General features: G+C 62.4%; 16 protein-coding genes. 13 read left to right on the top strand and 3 right to left on the bottom strand.

Features of this window, described 5'->3' with window-relative positions:
- Positions 1-132 precede the first annotated feature (132 nt).
- On the top strand, positions 133-1,365 hold the full coding sequence (hemA, locus tag QM780_RS08265) for a 5-aminolevulinate synthase (protein WP_415069996.1): 1,233 nt from the start codon (positions 133-135) through the stop codon (positions 1,363-1,365).
- A 193-nt stretch (positions 1,366-1,558) separates the two neighbouring features.
- A complete protein-coding gene (gene glyA / locus QM780_RS08260; protein ID WP_415069995.1) occupies positions 1,559-2,863 on the top strand; it encodes a serine hydroxymethyltransferase in 1,305 nt (434 codons plus the stop codon).
- 62 nt (positions 2,864-2,925) lie between these two features.
- On the opposite strand, the gene QM780_RS08255 is transcribed toward glyA, so the two are convergent.
- Complete coding sequence (locus QM780_RS08255; protein WP_415069994.1) at positions 2,926-3,066, bottom strand: hypothetical protein; 141 nt, start codon at positions 3,064-3,066, stop codon at positions 2,926-2,928.
- A 154-nt stretch (positions 3,067-3,220) separates the two neighbouring features.
- Here QM780_RS08255 and nrdR point away from each other — a divergent pair, with 154 nt between their 5' ends.
- The 8 genes from nrdR (at position 3,221) to QM780_RS08215 (ending at position 10,261) form a co-directional block, all read left to right on the top strand.
- On the top strand, positions 3,221-3,748 hold the full coding sequence (gene nrdR, locus QM780_RS08250) for a transcriptional regulator NrdR (RefSeq protein WP_415069993.1): 528 nt from the start codon (positions 3,221-3,223) through the stop codon (positions 3,746-3,748).
- A 5-nt stretch (positions 3,749-3,753) separates the two neighbouring features.
- The gene (gene ribD, locus QM780_RS08245) at positions 3,754-4,878 is read left to right on the top strand and encodes a bifunctional diaminohydroxyphosphoribosylaminopyrimidine deaminase/5-amino-6-(5-phosphoribosylamino)uracil reductase RibD (RefSeq protein ID WP_415069992.1); all 1,125 of its coding nucleotides are present in this window, start codon (positions 3,754-3,756) and stop codon (positions 4,876-4,878) included.
- A gap of 4 nt (positions 4,879-4,882) precedes the next feature.
- Positions 4,883-5,476: a riboflavin synthase gene (locus QM780_RS08240; RefSeq protein ID WP_415069991.1), complete on the top strand. Its 594-nt coding sequence runs from the start codon at positions 4,883-4,885 to the stop codon at positions 5,474-5,476.
- Positions 5,476-6,621, top strand: coding sequence for a 3,4-dihydroxy-2-butanone-4-phosphate synthase (gene ribB, locus QM780_RS08235; RefSeq protein WP_415069990.1), 1,146 nt, complete (start codon positions 5,476-5,478; stop codon positions 6,619-6,621). The genes QM780_RS08240 and ribB overlap by 1 nt, the downstream gene beginning before the upstream one ends.
- A gap of 8 nt (positions 6,622-6,629) precedes the next feature.
- Entirely contained in the window at positions 6,630-7,133 is a 504-nt protein-coding gene (gene ribH, locus QM780_RS08230; RefSeq protein WP_415069989.1) for a 6,7-dimethyl-8-ribityllumazine synthase, read from the top strand.
- On the top strand, positions 7,130-7,633 hold the full coding sequence (nusB, locus tag QM780_RS08225) for a transcription antitermination factor NusB (RefSeq protein ID WP_415069988.1): 504 nt from the start codon (positions 7,130-7,132) through the stop codon (positions 7,631-7,633). Before ribH ends, nusB begins: the two co-directional genes overlap by 4 nt.
- Positions 7,634-7,655: 22 nt before the next feature.
- A complete protein-coding gene (thiL, locus tag QM780_RS08220; RefSeq protein ID WP_415069987.1) occupies positions 7,656-8,663 on the top strand; it encodes a thiamine-phosphate kinase in 1,008 nt (335 codons plus the stop codon).
- Between the two features lie 242 nt (positions 8,664-8,905).
- Positions 8,906-10,261, top strand: a complete 1,356-nt coding sequence (locus QM780_RS08215) for a L,D-transpeptidase family protein (RefSeq protein ID WP_415069986.1) — start codon at positions 8,906-8,908, stop codon at positions 10,259-10,261.
- 55 nt (positions 10,262-10,316) lie between these two features.
- Here the strand turns inward: QM780_RS08215 and QM780_RS08210 are convergent, their stop codons facing one another.
- Positions 10,317-10,796 carry an Lrp/AsnC family transcriptional regulator gene (locus QM780_RS08210; protein ID WP_415069985.1) on the bottom strand — a complete coding sequence of 160 codons (480 nt, stop codon included), beginning with the start codon at positions 10,794-10,796 and terminating at the stop codon, positions 10,317-10,319.
- A 140-nt stretch (positions 10,797-10,936) separates the two neighbouring features.
- Here QM780_RS08210 and ald point away from each other — a divergent pair, with 140 nt between their 5' ends.
- From ald to QM780_RS08195, 3 genes are all read left to right on the top strand, one after another.
- The gene (gene ald, locus QM780_RS08205) at positions 10,937-12,061 is read left to right on the top strand and encodes an alanine dehydrogenase (protein ID WP_415069984.1); all 1,125 of its coding nucleotides are present in this window, start codon (positions 10,937-10,939) and stop codon (positions 12,059-12,061) included.
- A 277-nt stretch (positions 12,062-12,338) separates the two neighbouring features.
- Positions 12,339-12,698 carry a hypothetical protein gene (locus tag QM780_RS08200; protein WP_415069983.1) on the top strand — a complete coding sequence of 120 codons (360 nt, stop codon included), beginning with the start codon at positions 12,339-12,341 and terminating at the stop codon, positions 12,696-12,698.
- Between the two features lie 180 nt (positions 12,699-12,878).
- Positions 12,879-13,133, top strand: coding sequence for a cysteine rich repeat-containing protein (locus QM780_RS08195; protein WP_415069982.1), 255 nt, complete (start codon positions 12,879-12,881; stop codon positions 13,131-13,133).
- 53 nt (positions 13,134-13,186) lie between these two features.
- Here QM780_RS08195 and QM780_RS08190 read toward each other — a convergent pair whose 3' ends face one another.
- The gene (locus tag QM780_RS08190; protein WP_415069981.1) at positions 13,187-14,683 is read right to left on the bottom strand and encodes a CoA-acylating methylmalonate-semialdehyde dehydrogenase; all 1,497 of its coding nucleotides are present in this window, start codon (positions 14,681-14,683) and stop codon (positions 13,187-13,189) included.
- Between the last annotated feature and the right edge of the window lie 102 nt (positions 14,684-14,785).

The following is a 14,785-nucleotide window of genomic DNA, read 5'->3' as shown; positions in this document are numbered from 1 at the left end:
GTCGAAGAATGGCCTTGAACCTGTCCGAATTTTCATTCATCTGCGCGACGAAACGGCACTGGTCCTTTGTGCCCACGGGGTTCATAAAGGCCGAAAAATAAACGTCGTGTTTTTGGGAGCGGAAACCAGAAAATGAATTACGAGCAGAAGCTCACCGACGCCCTCGATACCGTCAAGAAAGAGGGTCGCTACCGGGTTTTCGCCGACGTTAAGCGCCACCGTGGCTCTTTTCCGAAAGCCGACGTCATCCGGGGTGAAGCTTCAATGCCTATCACGGTCTGGTGCTCCAACGACTATCTCGGCATGGGCCAGCACCCCAAGGTGCTCGCGGCCATGCATGAAGCCATCGATCTCGTCGGCGCCGGTTCTGGCGGCACGCGCAACATCGCCGGCACCACGCACTACCACGTCGAGCTTGAGCACGAACTCGCCGATCTTCACGGCAAGGAAGCGGCACTCGTATTCACGTCCGCCTTCGTCGCCAACGAAGCCGCGCTCTCGACGCTCGCCACCCTTTTCCCCGGCTGCGTGATTTTCTCCGACGAGAAGAACCACGCTTCGATGATCGCCGGTATCCGCAACGGCCGCGGCCCGAAGCAGATCTTCCTCCACAATGACCTCGCCGACCTCGAGGCCAAGCTCAAAACCGTGCCGCGCGATACGCCCAAGATCATCGCCTTCGAAAGCGTGTACTCGATGGACGGACACGTCGCCCCGATCGGCGCCGTTTGCGACCTCGCCAAGAAATACAACGCGCTGACCTATCTCGATGAAGTCCACGCCGTCGGCCTTTATGGACCGCGCGGCGGCGGTGTCGCCGAGCGCGATGGCGTCATGGATCGCGTCGATATCATCAACGGCACGCTCGCCAAGGGCTTCGGCGTTATGGGCGGTTACATCGCCGCTTCCAAGACGCTCTGCGATGCCATCCGGTCGTACGCTCCGGGCTTCATCTTCACGACCTCGCTCGCCCCTGCCATCGCCGCAGGCGCAGTCGCATCGATCCGCCATCTGAAAACCAGCAACGTCGAGCGCGAGAAGCACCAGGAGCGCGCCCGCACTCTGAAGCGCAAGCTGGCGGCCGCCGATTTCCCGGTCATCCCGGGCCCGAGCCACATCGTTCCCGTCCTCGTCGCCGATCCGGTGCGCTGCAAAGCGCTGACCGACGTTCTGCTCGAGCGCTACGGTATCTATGTGCAACCGATCAATTATCCGACGGTTCCGCGCGGCACCGAGCGGCTGCGTCTGACGCCGTCGCCTCAGCATACCGACGCTGATGTGGAACATCTGGTCGGTGCCCTGTCCGAGCTGTGGTCGCAGTGCCCGCTCGCACTGATGGAAAGCCTCGCCGAAGCCGCGGAGTAGGGCGGGATCGGCGAGCAGGCTCCGACTACCCCTTTGAGCCAAAAATCCCATCCGCGCCCATATTACGCGCCCTTGTGGGGTGTTGAGCCCTGGCGTCCGAGCCCGTACTATGGTTGAACCCGCGTCCGGCCGGGCTTGACTTTAGTGTGCCCGCCAGCGCTACAAAAACATTTCCAAAATCAGAGGAAAGCCCATGTCGACTGCACCGGCCGCAGCAAATTCGCAGACGTCGCGCTTCTTCAAGGCGCACCTTTCGGAGACGGATCCGGAAGTCTTCGCCGCCATCCAAAAGGAGTTCGGACGCCAGCAGCACGAAATCGAGCTCATCGCGTCCGAGAACATCGTCTCCCAGGCCGTGCTCGATGCCGCCGGCTCGGTGCTGACCAACAAGTACGCCGAAGGCTATCCCGGCAAGCGCTACTACGGCGGCTGCCAGTACGTCGACATCGCCGAAGAGCTGGCGATCGATCGTGCCAAGAAGCTTTTCAATTGCGGTTTCGCCAACGTCCAGCCGAACTCGGGCTCGCAGGCGAACCAGGGTGTGTTCAATGCCCTCGCCAAGCCCGGCGACACCATCCTCGGCCTTTCGCTGGCCGCCGGCGGTCACTTGACCCACGGCGCGCCCGTCAATCAGTCGGGCAAGTGGTTCAACGCCGTCCATTACATGGTGAAGCCCGACTCGCACCTGATCGATTACGATGAGCTGAAGAAACTCGCCCACGAGCACAAGCCTCGCATCATCATTGCCGGCGGCTCGGCCTATCCGCGCAAGATCGATTTCGCTGCCTTCCGTGCGATTGCCGATGAAGTCGGCGCCACCTTCCTCGTCGACATGGCACACTTTGCGGGCCTCGTTGCAGCCGGTCTCGTCCCGAGCCCGTTCCCGCACGCCCACGTCGTCACGACGACGACCCACAAGACCCTCCGCGGTCCGCGCGGCGGCATGATCCTGACCAACGACGAAGACATCGCCAAGAAGGTCAACTCGGCGATCTTCCCGGGCATCCAGGGCGGCCCGCTGATGCACGTCATTGCCGCCAAGGCCGTCGCCTTCGGTGAGGCGCTGCGTCCCGACTACAAGGTCTACATCAAGAACGTCATGGACAACGCCAAGGCGCTCGGCGAAGTCCTGGTGCAGAACGGCTTCGCACTCGTCTCGGGCGGCACCGACACGCACCTGATCCTGGTCGATCTCCGGCCGAAGAAGATCACCGGTAACAAGGCAGAGAAATCGCTCGGCCGCGCATACATCACCTGCAACAAGAACGGCATCCCGTTCGATCCCGAGAAGCCCATGGTGACGTCGGGCATCCGCTTGGGCTCGCCCGCCGGCACGACCCGCGGTTTCGGCGTCGCCGAGTTCCAGGAAATCGGCCGTCTGATCACGGAAGTGCTCGATGGTCTCGCCAAGAACGGCGAGGAGGGCAATGCGGCCGTCGAAGCCGCCGTCAAGGCGAAGGCCAACGCGCTGACGGCACGCTTCCCGATCTACGCCTGAACCGAACTTTGAGTTTGCTCAATCGAGAGCGCCGGTCCTGCCCGGCGCTCTTTTGCTGTCGGCTACTCGGCCACTCCCGTGATCTCAGCCCATGCCGACGGGCTCTGATCGACGCCTTGAGCGTCGGGCGCGGCCGCGAAGATGCTATAAGCCACGAAGCAAGTTAAGATCGCGGCAATGGCGAACGTCAGAAAAGCTTTCATATCCGGTCTCACATTGTTGAAAACCTGACCGCCCCCGGTCTCGGCTGATGCGTGATACGGACGGAATCTGGCTTGTGGTTAAAAGGAAGTCTGTCCCGAGGGAGACAAGGCGCTGCGCGCTGCCCGGATGTGGGCTCATGGGGAGGAATTGAAGATGCGCTGTCCATTCTGCGGAAGCGAGGATAGCCAGGTTAAGGATAGCCGCCCGTCGGACGAGAATTCCGCCATCCGCCGGCGTCGCATCTGCTCCGATTGCGGTGGCCGCTTCACCACCTTCGAGCGCGTGCAGCTTCGCGAACTGACCGTCGTTAAACGCTCCGGCCGCAAGGTCCTGTTCGACCGCGACAAGCTTTCAAAGTCGATCTCTGTGGCGATGCGCAAGCGCCCGATCGAGCCCGAGCGCATCGACCGTTTGGTTTCCGGCCTCGTCCGTCAGCTCGAAAGTTCCGGCGAGACCGAAATAACATCGGCTGAAATTGGTGAACTCGTCATGGCGGCCTTGCGCGAGCTCGACCCGGTCGCCTATGTACGCTTCGCCTCCGTCTATCGCGATTTCCGCGACGCGGCGGATTTTCATGCCGTCCTGCGCGAGCTTGCGAGCGACACCCGCGATCCGCTCGATCTCAGCGAACGGTTCGGTTCCTCCGCCCTGAGCGAACTCGCGAGCGAGAAAAAACACTAGTCCTGATGCCGCTTAGCAAGAGTCATGCGTTCGACGCCGAGATGATGGCGATTGCCCTGCGCATGGCCGAGCGCGGCCTCGGCGCGACCGCGCCCAATCCATCGGTCGGCGCGGTGATCGCCAATGAGGCGACGGGTGAGGTCATTGCCCGTGGCACGACTGCGCACGGCGGCCGCCCGCACGCCGAAACCCAGGCCATCGCGATTGCCGGTGAGAAAGCTCGCGGCGCGACGATCTATGTCACGCTCGAGCCATGCTCGCATTACGGCCGCACGCCGCCCTGCGCCGACGCCATCGTGGCGGCAGGATTGAAGCGCGCCGTCGTTGCCATCGAAGATCCCGATCCGCGCGTCGCGGGCCGCGGCCTCGATCGCCTGCGTAACGCCGGAATCGACGTCGTGCGCGGCGTCGGCGCGGCGGAAGCACGCTGGATCACGCGCGGACACATCGTCCGCATCACCGAACGCCGCCCGCTCGTCACATTGAAGCTCGCGCTCGACGCCAATGGCGACATCGCCCGCGGCTCCGGCACCGCGCCCGTTTGGGTGACCGGAGAACGCGCCCGCGCGCACGGCATGCTATTGCGCAAGGAGTTCGACGCCATTCTGGTCGGCAGCGCCACCGTTCGCGACGACGACCCCGAACTGACGTGCAGGCTGCCGGGCCTCATCGATCGCTCGCCCATTCGTATTGTGCTGTCGCGATCGCTCGATCTGCCGCCCGCCGCGAAGCTGTTCAAGAGCGCGCAGAGCGTCCCCGTGTGGCTGATGACGTCGGCGGGCAGCGACCCGGCAAAAAAACGCGCCATCGCCGAGGGCGGGACCGAGATCATCAATGTCGAAGTCGTCGGCGGTACGCTGTGGCTGCCGTCCGTCATGGAGGCACTCGTCGCGCGCGGCATCACGCGGGTTCTGGTTGAGGGCGGCCCTGCCGTTTGGCGCGGCTTTGCGGAAGCATCTTTTGCCGACGAGATCGTGCTCTATATGGCGGGAAGCCCGACCGATGCCGAAGCCGATCACGCCGTCGAGCGCTGGGCGGGCGGCCTCGGGATGAAGTCCGTCGAACGCCGGTCGATCGGCGGCGATACGATGTGGCGCTACCGCCGCCTCGCAGATAGGAAAGGACGCTGATCAGATGTTCACCGGATTGATCACCGATGTCGGCGAGGTGGTGGAGCGGTCACCGGGGCGGTTCAAGCTGCGCACCGCCTACGCCCTGAAGCCGGAAGATACCGGTCTTTCGATCTGCTGCGACGGCGTCTGCCTGACCGCAACCGCAATCGTGCCAATCCCGACCGGCGCCGAATTTACCGTCGACGTCTCGAATGAAACGACGGCCAAAAGCACGCTTGGCGGTTGGAAACCTGGCCATCGCGTCAATTTGGAACGATCCCTGCGCGCCGGCGACGAGCTTGGCGGACATATCGTCTCGGGCCACGTCGATGGCGTCGCCAAGATTATTTCCATTACCCCAGATGGCGACAGCAAACGCTTTCTTTTGCAAGCACCCGAGCATCTTTCTCGCTATATAGCACCCAAGGGTTCCGTCGCGCTCGACGGCACCTCCCTTACGGTGAATGAGGTCGCCGAAACCCGTTTTGGCGTCAATCTCATCCCTCATACCTTGACGGTAACGACCTGGGGCGCGAAAACCCCCGGCGATCTGGTCAATCTGGAAGTCGATGTTTTCGCGCGTTACGTCGCGCGTCTGATGGAGTTTCGCCCCTGATGTCGGGCTCAACGAATTTACAGGCCGCCACCAGCGGCAGCGTACTGTCTTCGATCGAGGAAATCGTCGAGGACATGCAGAATGGCCGCATGGTCATTCTCGTCGACGCCGAAAGCCGCGAGAATGAAGGCGATCTCATCATTCCGGCGCAGATGGCGACGCCGGATGCCATCAACTTCATGGCCAAGTATGGTCGTGGCCTCATCTGCCTGTCGCTGACGCCTGCCCGCGCCAACGAATTGAAACTCGATTACATGGTTCGCCAGAACGGCTCGCGAAACCGCACCGCTTTCACGGCTTCGATCGAAGCGCGCGAAGGCATCTCGACCGGCATCTCCGCCTTCGACCGCGCGCGCACCATCGCCACCGCGATCGATCCGACCAAAGGCGCCGACGATATCGTATCGCCAGGCCACGTCTTCCCGCTCATCGCCCGCGAAGGCGGCGTGCTGATCCGCGCCGGCCATACCGAAGCTTCGATCGATCTTGCCAAGCTTGCCGGCCTCAATCCGTCAGCCGTGATCTGCGAGGTTATGAACGAAGACGGCACCATGGCGCGGTTGCCCGATCTCACGGCCTTCGCGCAGTTCCATGGTCTGAAGATCGGCGCCATCGAAGATCTGATCGCCTATCGCCTGAAGAACGATCGCATCGTCAAGCGCGTCGCACAGACACCAGTCACGACCTCGGCGGGTGATTTCAACCTCGTTGTCTACGATACGACCGTGGAGCCCGGCGAACATCTGGCGCTCGTCAAGGGTGACGTTTCAAAAGGCGGCCCGGTCCTCGTCCGCGTCCATGCCGTCAATGTCCTGTCTGACGTCGTCGGTGTCGATCAGCATTGCGAGGATGGAACCGCGATCAATCAGGCGCTGCGCGCCATCGAAGCGGAGGGCCGCGGTATCGTCGTGCTGATCCGCGACCTGCGTGCAAAATCGGTATCGGAATGGGTGTCGCGCCGGACGTCCGGTGAAGGCGTCGAGCCCAGCAAGGAGCGCCGCCAGGTCGAAATCGGTATCGGCTCGCAAATCCTCGCCGATCTGGGCGTTAAGGACATGGTGCTTCTGACGACATCGCCGCAACACGTTTACGTCGGCCTCGAGGCGTTTGGGCTGCGTGTCACCGGCACCCGGAAAATCGAGTAGTCCGAACCATGGTCCAGAAAGCACCAGCAGCGCCGCAGGACGACAAGGGCGCCAGCCAGATTCGCGCCCACGTTCTTTTCATCGAGGCGCGCTTCTATGAAGACATTGCCGATCTCCTGATCGAAGGCGCCATCGCCGAATGCGTCAAGCGCGGCGTGACGTTCGAGCGAATTTCTGTGCCGGGCGCTCTCGAAATACCGCAGGTGCTTGCCGCCGCCGCTGAGGCACGCGCGGCCGGACGGGCGATCTTCGATGGCGCCGTTGCGTTAGGTTGCGTCATTCGCGGCGAAACCGGCCACTACGACATCGTCTGCAACAACGCCAATCATTGGCTGATGGATGCCGCCATGAACCGCGGCATACCCGTCGGCAACGCGATATTGACGGTCGATACCCGGGCCCAGGCCATTGCACGCGCCGAAGGCGGCATCAACGGCAAGGGCGGCGACGCCACCCGCGCGTGCCTTCGCCTGATCGAGACGCGACGCGCATTCTGGGGCGTGCCGGCATGACCGCGACAGGCAAACCGCGAGCTGGCGAAATCACCTCCCGCACGGCGGCGCGTATAGCGGCCGTGCAGGCGCTTTATCAGATGGACATGGCGGGAACCGACGTGAACGACGTCATCGCCGAGTTCATCGAGCAGCGCTTCGAAGGCGACAATCGCGATGAGACGCTGGCGACCGCCGATCGCGTCTTCTTTGCCGACATCCTGCGCGCCGTTCTTCGCCGCCAGCGCGAAATCGATCCGATGATCGACGAGCAGCTCGCGACCGGTTGGCGGCTGGTGCGCGTCGACTCGATCCTGCGCGCCATTCTCCGCGCCGGGGTCGCCGAAATTCTAGATCGCAGCGATGTGCCGGCGCGCGTCGCCATCAACGAGTATGTCAACGTCGCCCATGTCTTCTTCGATGACGATGAGCCGCGTGTCGTCAATGGCGTGCTCGATAAGCTCGCGCGGCGGCTGCGCGGGCACGAGTTCGTTTCAAAGCGCGCGACGCCCTCGTCCTGACGCGTCACGATCCGGAGCGGTGGTGTCATGTCTGGCCCCGGCGATCGAAATCTCGAACGAAACCGACTTGATCCAGACTTTCCTCGCGCCGTTGACGCGCGGCGCGCCGGGCGCGTTCGGATTGCGCGACGATGCTGCGTTGCTCACACCTGAGCCCGGAACCGATCTGGTCTTCACCAGCGATCCGATCATCGCCGGCGTGCATTTCCTGCCCACCGACCGGCCGGCCGACATCGCTTGGAAGGCGCTCGCCGTCAACGCGTCCGATCTCGGCGCCAAGGGCGCACAGCCTCTCGCCTACATCCTGACGCTCGCATTCCCTGAGCCGCCCGAACGGCAATGGATCGAGAGCTTCGCCGCGGGCCTCAAGGCGGCACAGGAAAATTTCGGAGGCCATCTCCTTGGCGGCGACACTGACCTGACGCCCGGCCCGCTTTCGATCGGCATCACGATGATCGGCGGCGTGCCCTCCGGCCGCTTTGTTCGCCGCCAGGGTGCTGCCGAAGGCGACCACGTCTTTGTCACTGGCACGATCGGCGATGCGGCGCTCGGATTGCTGGCCCACCGCGACCCTGCCGCGTTCTCAGGACTGACCGCGAACGAGCGCGCGTTTCTCGCCGGTCGCTATCTGCGGCCCATGCCGAGATTGGCCTTGGCGGAGACGCTACGCGCTCATGCCCGTGCGGCGCTCGACGTTTCCGATGGCCTGGTGAAAGACCTGACGCGTCTCGCCGGCAGCCTCGGTCTCGCACTCGACTTTGGGCGTATCCCATTGTCCAACGCGGCTGCTGCTGCGCTCGCAGCCGACCCAGAAATAGCGAAAACCGTCTTGAGTGGCGGCGACGATTATGAGCTTCTCATTGCCGTACCGCCGAGTTCCGTTGTCGCCTTCCGCGACGGCGCGGCTGCTGCAGGCGTGAACGTCAGCGAACTCGGCGTGCTTCGCAGAGAACCCGGTCTCGAAATCGTCGATTCGCGCGGCCGTCCGATCAAAATCGAACGAAGCGGATACGACCATTTTTCCCGATAGCCGGTGCGCTGTGCCGTGAATCCGGGCAACGCGGCGCGCGCGCAACATGGCGCCCATTTCCTGGATGGATCGAGACACTACGGGGTTGGAATGCCGTCACTCTTTGGCCATATGCGTCGTGGCAGTTCGTGACTGAAAAGGCACGTGGGCAGGGCAACACCGGGCTGCGGCAATATTTGGGGCCCCGACCGCGCGTATTTTATTATGGTGCGCATCATTCTGGGAAAAGCCGGACGAGCGGGATGAACGATCTGACTTCGACGACGCGGTTTGGAACTCGAATTTTCAAAGCGGCGATGACGGCGGCGTTATTGGCCTTCGTCCAGTTCCTTCCGCAATTCGTGACGCAGGGGAACGCGCAGACGCTCTGGGACCAGCTTCAGAAGAGCTACGGCGGCGGTGCGACCAACGACGCGCCGATCGAACGCAAGCCCGACCAGCTCGACGATCTTCGCCCCGACGCAACGCCATGGCGCAGCGACGTGATGTTGAATGCTGTCTCCGCTGCGATCGAACGCTATCAGAAGATCGTCGATGCCGGTGGCTGGCCGCTCGTGCCCCCCGGCCGCATGCTGCGCGAAGGCGACGACGACGACCGCGTGCCGATGCTTCGCAAGCGCTTGAGGATCGGCGGCGACCTTTCGGCGAAGTCGTCCTATTACGATTCGACCACGTTCGATTCCGAGCTGACCGAAGCCGTGAAGCACTTCCAAAAGCGCAACGGTCTGCGCGAAACCGGCCGCATCGAGCAATCAGTTTATCCGGTTTTGAATGTCACGGCCGATCAGCGGCTCGCGCAGCTCAAGCTCAACTACGACCGGCTGAAGGGACTGACGCAGAACGTCGAGGATCGCTATGTCCTCGTCAACGTTCCAGCGTTTCAACTCGAAGCCGTCGACAAGTACGAAGTGCAGCTGCGCTATCGCGTCATTGTCGGCCGCCCCGAACGGCAGACGCCGGAAGTCGGTGCCACCATCAAGGCGCTGAACTTCTATCCCTATTGGCGCGTGCCTGAGAGCGTCGCAACGCTCGATCTTATTCCGCGCCTCAGGAAAGAGCCGGGCTACCTCGCCGATGAAGGCATTCGCGTTTACACCGCAAATGGCCAGGAACTCGACCCGACCACCGTCGATTGGTCGTCGCCTCAAGCGATGACGTATCGTTTCAAGCAGGATCCAGGCGGCAAGAACGCGCTCGGCTTGCTTCGTCTCGACATGTCGAACCAATACGGCGTCTACATGCACGATACGCCGATGAAGAACCTGTTTGATCAGCGCAGCCGCCCGTTCAGTGCCGGTTGCGTGCGCGTTCAAAACGTCTTCGATCTCGCCGATTGGATCGCGCACTATGAGCCGGGCTGGGAGCAGCCGGGCCGCGTGCGCCAGCAACTCGCGGCCGGCCAGCCGTTCGAGCTGAAGCTGACGCGTCCGGTGCCGGTCCACTTCGCCTACATCACCGCCTGGGCCGAGCCGTCGACCGGCGAAGTCCAGTTCCGTCAGGACATCTATGGACGCGATGGCTCGGCGCTACAGGCGAGCTATACGCGCGATGCAGACGATGCCCCATCCGCACGATCTGCAGCCGCGCTCGCCCCCTAAATGTCGTCATCCTCGGGCGCATCACTCGTCGAAGACGACGATCGAGGGCTGATGACTATCGCAGCAGGCTCGACATCGGCAGGGAGCGGTTCGCGACCTCGCGCAGCACGAAGCTGGAATGCAGCCGCGACACCCCCGGCAGTCGCGAAAGCTGTTCTTTGTGAATCCTCTCGAAATCGGCGAGATCGCGGGCGAGCACCGTAATCAGATAGTCGTCGTGCCCCGACATCATGTAGCACGATACGATTGACGGCGCGGCCGCAGCCGCCTGCTCGAACGCTGCCAGAAGCTCCTCGCTCTGGCTCTCCAAGCTGATCTGCACCACGGCCATCATCGTGAGGCCGAGCGCCTTGCGGCTGATCCGCGCCTGGTAGCCCTCGATAACGCCGGATTGTTCCAGCGCCTTGATCCTGCGCGCGATCGCCGTTGGTGACAGAGGAACGCGCTCAGCGAGATCGACTTGGCTTTGCCGCCCGTCGGCCAGCAGGGCGGCCAGGATGGCCTTATCAAGCGCGTCTAAGGGAACTTCCGCCATTTTCATGCGCCAAACGAAGAAGCTGCGCAGAATATCAGCGATAAATATCGAATATGCAACTGAAATTGCCGAGTAACCAAATCACTAATGTGCGATCTAGAGCAATAGAGAATTCGGGCGGCGCTTTACAGGAGCGAATTATGCGCATCGGTGTTCCCACGGAAATCAAGAGCAACGAGTTTCGCGTCGGTCTCGTCCCCGGCTCGGTTCGCGAACTTGCGGCGCGCGGCCACGAGGTAATTGTGCAGTCCGGCGCTGGCGCTGGGATCTACGCCGATGACGCCACCTACGAGAAGGCCGGCGCACGCGTCGTCAAGACTGCGGATGAGGTTTTCTTCGACGCCCAGATGATCGTGAAGGTCAAGGAGCCGCAGCAGGTCGAGTGGAAGCGGTTGAAGCCCGATCAGATCCTGTTCACGTATCTGCATCTCGCTCCCGATGCGCCGCAGGCAATCGGCCTGATGGAATCAGGCGCCACCGCCATCGCCTACGAAACCGTGACGGACGCCAACGGCTCGCTGCCGCTTCTGGCTCCGATGAGCGAAGTGGCGGGCCGTCTTTCGATCGAAGCCGCAGCTCAGGCGCTTCGTCGCCCGACCGGCGGCCGCGGCGTCCTTATGGGCGGCGTACCCGGCGTCAAGCCGGCGAAAGTTGTTGTACTCGGCGGCGGCGTCGTCGGGACGCATGCGGCGCGGATGGCGGCCGGTCTCGGTGCCGACGTGTCCATCATCGATCGTTCGCTTCCGCGTTTGCGTCAGCTGGATGAGCTGTTCGAAGGCCGCGTCAAGACACTCGCCTCCACGATGGAGACGATCGAGAACGAAGTGCTCGCAGCCGATGTTGTGATCGGCGCTGTGCTGGTCGCCGGTGCAAGCGCGCCGAAGCTCGTCAGCCGCGCAATGCTGAAGGACATGAAGAAGGGCGCAGTGCTCGTCGACGTTGCCATCGATCAGGGCGGCTGTTTCGAAACCTCGAAGCCGACCACGCACGCACATCCGACTTATGAAGTGGACGGCATCATTCACTACTGCGTCGCCAATATGCCGGGCGCCGTTCCGCTGACGTCGGCTCAGGCGCTCAACAACGCAACGCTGCCATTCGTCATGAAACTGGCCGACAAGGGTCTTGCAGCATTCGATCGCGATCCCCATCTCGCTGCAGGATTGAATGTCAAGGAAGGACGCATCACGCATTCGGCGGTTGCAGCTTCGCTTGGCTTCGACACTCTCGATGCCGCACGGAACTTCCGTCAAGCGGCAGAGTAGTCGAGAAAAGAACCCCCGTGCCGCTGGATCCCTCACCGGCGGCTACCAGCCGGTCGCTTCATCCCCCCGGAGTGGCCGGCTTTTCATTTTGCGTTTGGTTCACCGCGGATTCATCGTGACTGATCTAAGAAATGATCGCCTTCGAAATGTCGCGAAGCTCAGTCAGCTTAAAAGAAACGAATCATCAAGACTTGTGATCGTTTCGAGGCAAGCGACGGATCTTGTCCATCTGCCGCGTTAGGCGGAACAGACACATCGTTTCGGTGGGAACGTAACTATGACGAAACTGAAGACTATCATTTCCTCCTCGTTGATCGTCGCGACGCTTGCGACGAGTTTGGCAGTGACCGAACAGGCGGCGGCCGCACCATTCGGCGCAGGCGTTTCGGGTGTCGCGAAAGATGCGGGCACCGTTACGCACGTCGGTTGGCGTCATGGTCCTGGTTGGGGTTGGGGCCCGGGTGCGCTGGTTGGCGGCATCATCGGCGGAGCGCTGATCGCTGCGGCGATCTCCGAGCACCGAGCCGCGCCGCGCGACATGGACCGTTGTGCGCGTGACTTCCCCGATTTCAGCTATCGCACGGGCACCTATATCGATCGCCGCGGCGTCGAGCGCGTTTGCCCATATCTGCGCTGATCTGATTTCAGCTTAAAAGCTCGAACGAGAGAATAACTGCGTGCTTTCCGGAAGGAAGGCACGCAGTTTTCGTTTCGAAAAGCGGCTTTAAAAAAAGAAACGCTCGATGTTCGGATTGGTGCGCCGGATACGCGAATGCGCTGCGTTAAGACAATCGCAACGATCATCGAGGAGCACCAAATGAAATTTGCAATCGCGGTTGCGGCCGCCCTGACATTGGGTTCGGTCGCAGTTCTCGCCGACGAAACCGCAGCACCGCCCGCAGGCGGCAAAGGCGCGTGCAAGGCGGACGTACAGAAATTCTGTTCAGGCGTCGAGCACGCCAAGGGCAAGATTCGCGCGTGCCTGTCAGAGCATCAGGCCGATCTCTCCGACCCTTGCAAGCAGCGCGTGGCCGCCTGGGCCGCGAAGCAGGCAGCGCCTGCCGCGAACTAAATTCTCGGCGTCGTCCCCGAGCAAACGCGTTCGCGTGCTCGGGGGCGACAAAACTACTTCAAGCTCGGGAAGTTGAATTCCGCACCCTTGCGGATGCCGGCCGGCCAACGCGCCGTCACCGTCTTGAGCCGGGTATAGAAGTGCACGCCTTCCGGCCCGTAGATCGAGTGGTCGCCGAACAGCGACCGCTTCCACCCACCGAACGAATGATAGGCGACAGGCACCGGTAGCGGCACGTTGATGCCGACCATGCCGACTTCGATGCGATCGGCGAATGCGCGCGCCGTGTCGCCGTCGCGCGTGAAGATCGCGGTGCCGTTACCGTATTCGTGCGTATTGATGAGGTCAGCAGCCTCATCGTAGTTCTTCGCGCGCACGACCGATAGCACCGGCCCGAAAATCTCTTCGCGATAGATCGTCATGTCGCGAGTGACGTTGTCGAACAGCGTGCCGCCGAGAAAATAGCCGTTCTCGTAGCCCTGCAGCGTCAGCCCGCGGCCATCGACGACGAGCTTTGCGCCCTCCGCGACACCCTTGTCGATCAGCGATGTGATCTTGCGCTTGGCGTCCGCCGTCACGACCGGACCCATTTCCGACTCCGGATCGGTTGAAGGACCGACCTTCAGCGAGCGGACCCGTGGAGCCAATGCTTCAACGAGCTTGTCGGCGGTCCTTTCGCCGACGGGCACAGCGACCGAGATCGCCATGCAACGCTCGCCGGCTGAGCCATAGCCTGCGCCCATCAGCGCATCGACGGCCTGATCCATGTCGGCATCGGGCATCACGATCATGTGGTTCTTGGCGCCGCCCAACGCTTGCACGCGTTTTCCGTTCGCCGAGCCGCGCGCGTAGATGTATTGCGCAACCGGTGTCGAGCCGACGAACGAAACAGCGGCGATGTCGGGATGATCGAGAATGCCGTCGACGATCGTCTTGTCGCCGTGCACGACGTTGAACACGCCCGGCGGCAGGCCCGCTTCCTGGAACAATTCCCAGATCAGCATCGGCGCCGACGGATCGCGCTCGGATGGCTTCAGGATGAAAGCATTGCCGCATGCGATGGCGACGGGAAACATCCACATCGGCACCATGGCGGGGAAGTTGAACGGCGTGATGCCGGCGACGACGCCGAGCGGCTGGCGGTCGGACCAGCTGTCAATATCCGGGCCGACGTTGCGGCTGAACTCGCCCTTCAACAGATGCGGAATCCCGCACGCGAAATCGACGACATCGATGCCGCGCTGCAACTCGCCTAGCGCATCGGGATGCGTCTTGCCGTGCTCACGCGAGATCGCCCGTGCGATCTCGTCGGCATTCTTCTCCAGAAGTTCCTTGAACTTGAACAGCGGACGCACGCGCTTCATCGGCGGCGTCGTCCCCCACGCTAAAGCGGCCTTCTTCGCGGCGGCAACGGCGATATTGAGATCTTCGACACTCGATAACGGCAGTCGCGCAACTTCTTCGCCGGTTGCAGGATTGAAGACGGCCTGCGTGCGCGCCGCATGAACCGCCGCGCGGCGTCCATCGATGGCATTTTCGATCATGTGCATTGGGTACTCGTTTCTCTTTGAGGCGTGTTTTCCCTTTCCCCTTAGGGAGAGGGTCAGGGTGAGGGGACGCTTCATGGCCATCCACTTCCCCCTCACCGGCGC

The organism is Hyphomicrobium sp., from assembly GCF_047600905.1.
Classification (GTDB): Bacteria; Pseudomonadota; Alphaproteobacteria; order Rhizobiales; family Hyphomicrobiaceae; genus Hyphomicrobium_B.
The sequence above is the reverse complement of the archived record's forward strand: the minus strand, read 5'-3'. Positions and strand labels throughout refer to the sequence as shown.

What these genes read in the sequence shown, in the direction of transcription:
- hemA (WP_415069996.1), top strand. Translation starts at nt 133, where the DNA reads ATGAATTACGAGCAGAAGCTCACCGACGCCCTCGATACCGTCAAGAAA.
- glyA (WP_415069995.1), top strand. Translation starts at nt 1,559, where the DNA reads ATGTCGACTGCACCGGCCGCAGCAAATTCGCAGACGTCGCGCTTCTTC.
- QM780_RS08255 (WP_415069994.1), bottom strand. Translation starts at nt 3,066, where the DNA reads ATGAAAGCTTTTCTGACGTTCGCCATTGCCGCGATCTTAACTTGCTTC.
- nrdR (WP_415069993.1), top strand. Translation starts at nt 3,221, where the DNA reads ATGCGCTGTCCATTCTGCGGAAGCGAGGATAGCCAGGTTAAGGATAGC.
- ribD (WP_415069992.1), top strand. Translation starts at nt 3,754, where the DNA reads ATGCCGCTTAGCAAGAGTCATGCGTTCGACGCCGAGATGATGGCGATT.
- QM780_RS08240 (WP_415069991.1), top strand. Translation starts at nt 4,883, where the DNA reads ATGTTCACCGGATTGATCACCGATGTCGGCGAGGTGGTGGAGCGGTCA.
- ribB (WP_415069990.1), top strand. Translation starts at nt 5,476, where the DNA reads ATGTCGGGCTCAACGAATTTACAGGCCGCCACCAGCGGCAGCGTACTG.
- ribH (WP_415069989.1), top strand. Translation starts at nt 6,630, where the DNA reads ATGGTCCAGAAAGCACCAGCAGCGCCGCAGGACGACAAGGGCGCCAGC.
- nusB (WP_415069988.1), top strand. Translation starts at nt 7,130, where the DNA reads ATGACCGCGACAGGCAAACCGCGAGCTGGCGAAATCACCTCCCGCACG.
- QM780_RS08215 (WP_415069986.1), top strand. Translation starts at nt 8,906, where the DNA reads ATGAACGATCTGACTTCGACGACGCGGTTTGGAACTCGAATTTTCAAA.
- QM780_RS08210 (WP_415069985.1), bottom strand. Translation starts at nt 10,796, where the DNA reads ATGGCGGAAGTTCCCTTAGACGCGCTTGATAAGGCCATCCTGGCCGCC.
- ald (WP_415069984.1), top strand. Translation starts at nt 10,937, where the DNA reads ATGCGCATCGGTGTTCCCACGGAAATCAAGAGCAACGAGTTTCGCGTC.
- QM780_RS08200 (WP_415069983.1), top strand. Translation starts at nt 12,339, where the DNA reads ATGACGAAACTGAAGACTATCATTTCCTCCTCGTTGATCGTCGCGACG.
- QM780_RS08195 (WP_415069982.1), top strand. Translation starts at nt 12,879, where the DNA reads ATGAAATTTGCAATCGCGGTTGCGGCCGCCCTGACATTGGGTTCGGTC.
- QM780_RS08190 (WP_415069981.1), bottom strand. Translation starts at nt 14,683, where the DNA reads ATGCACATGATCGAAAATGCCATCGATGGACGCCGCGCGGCGGTTCAT.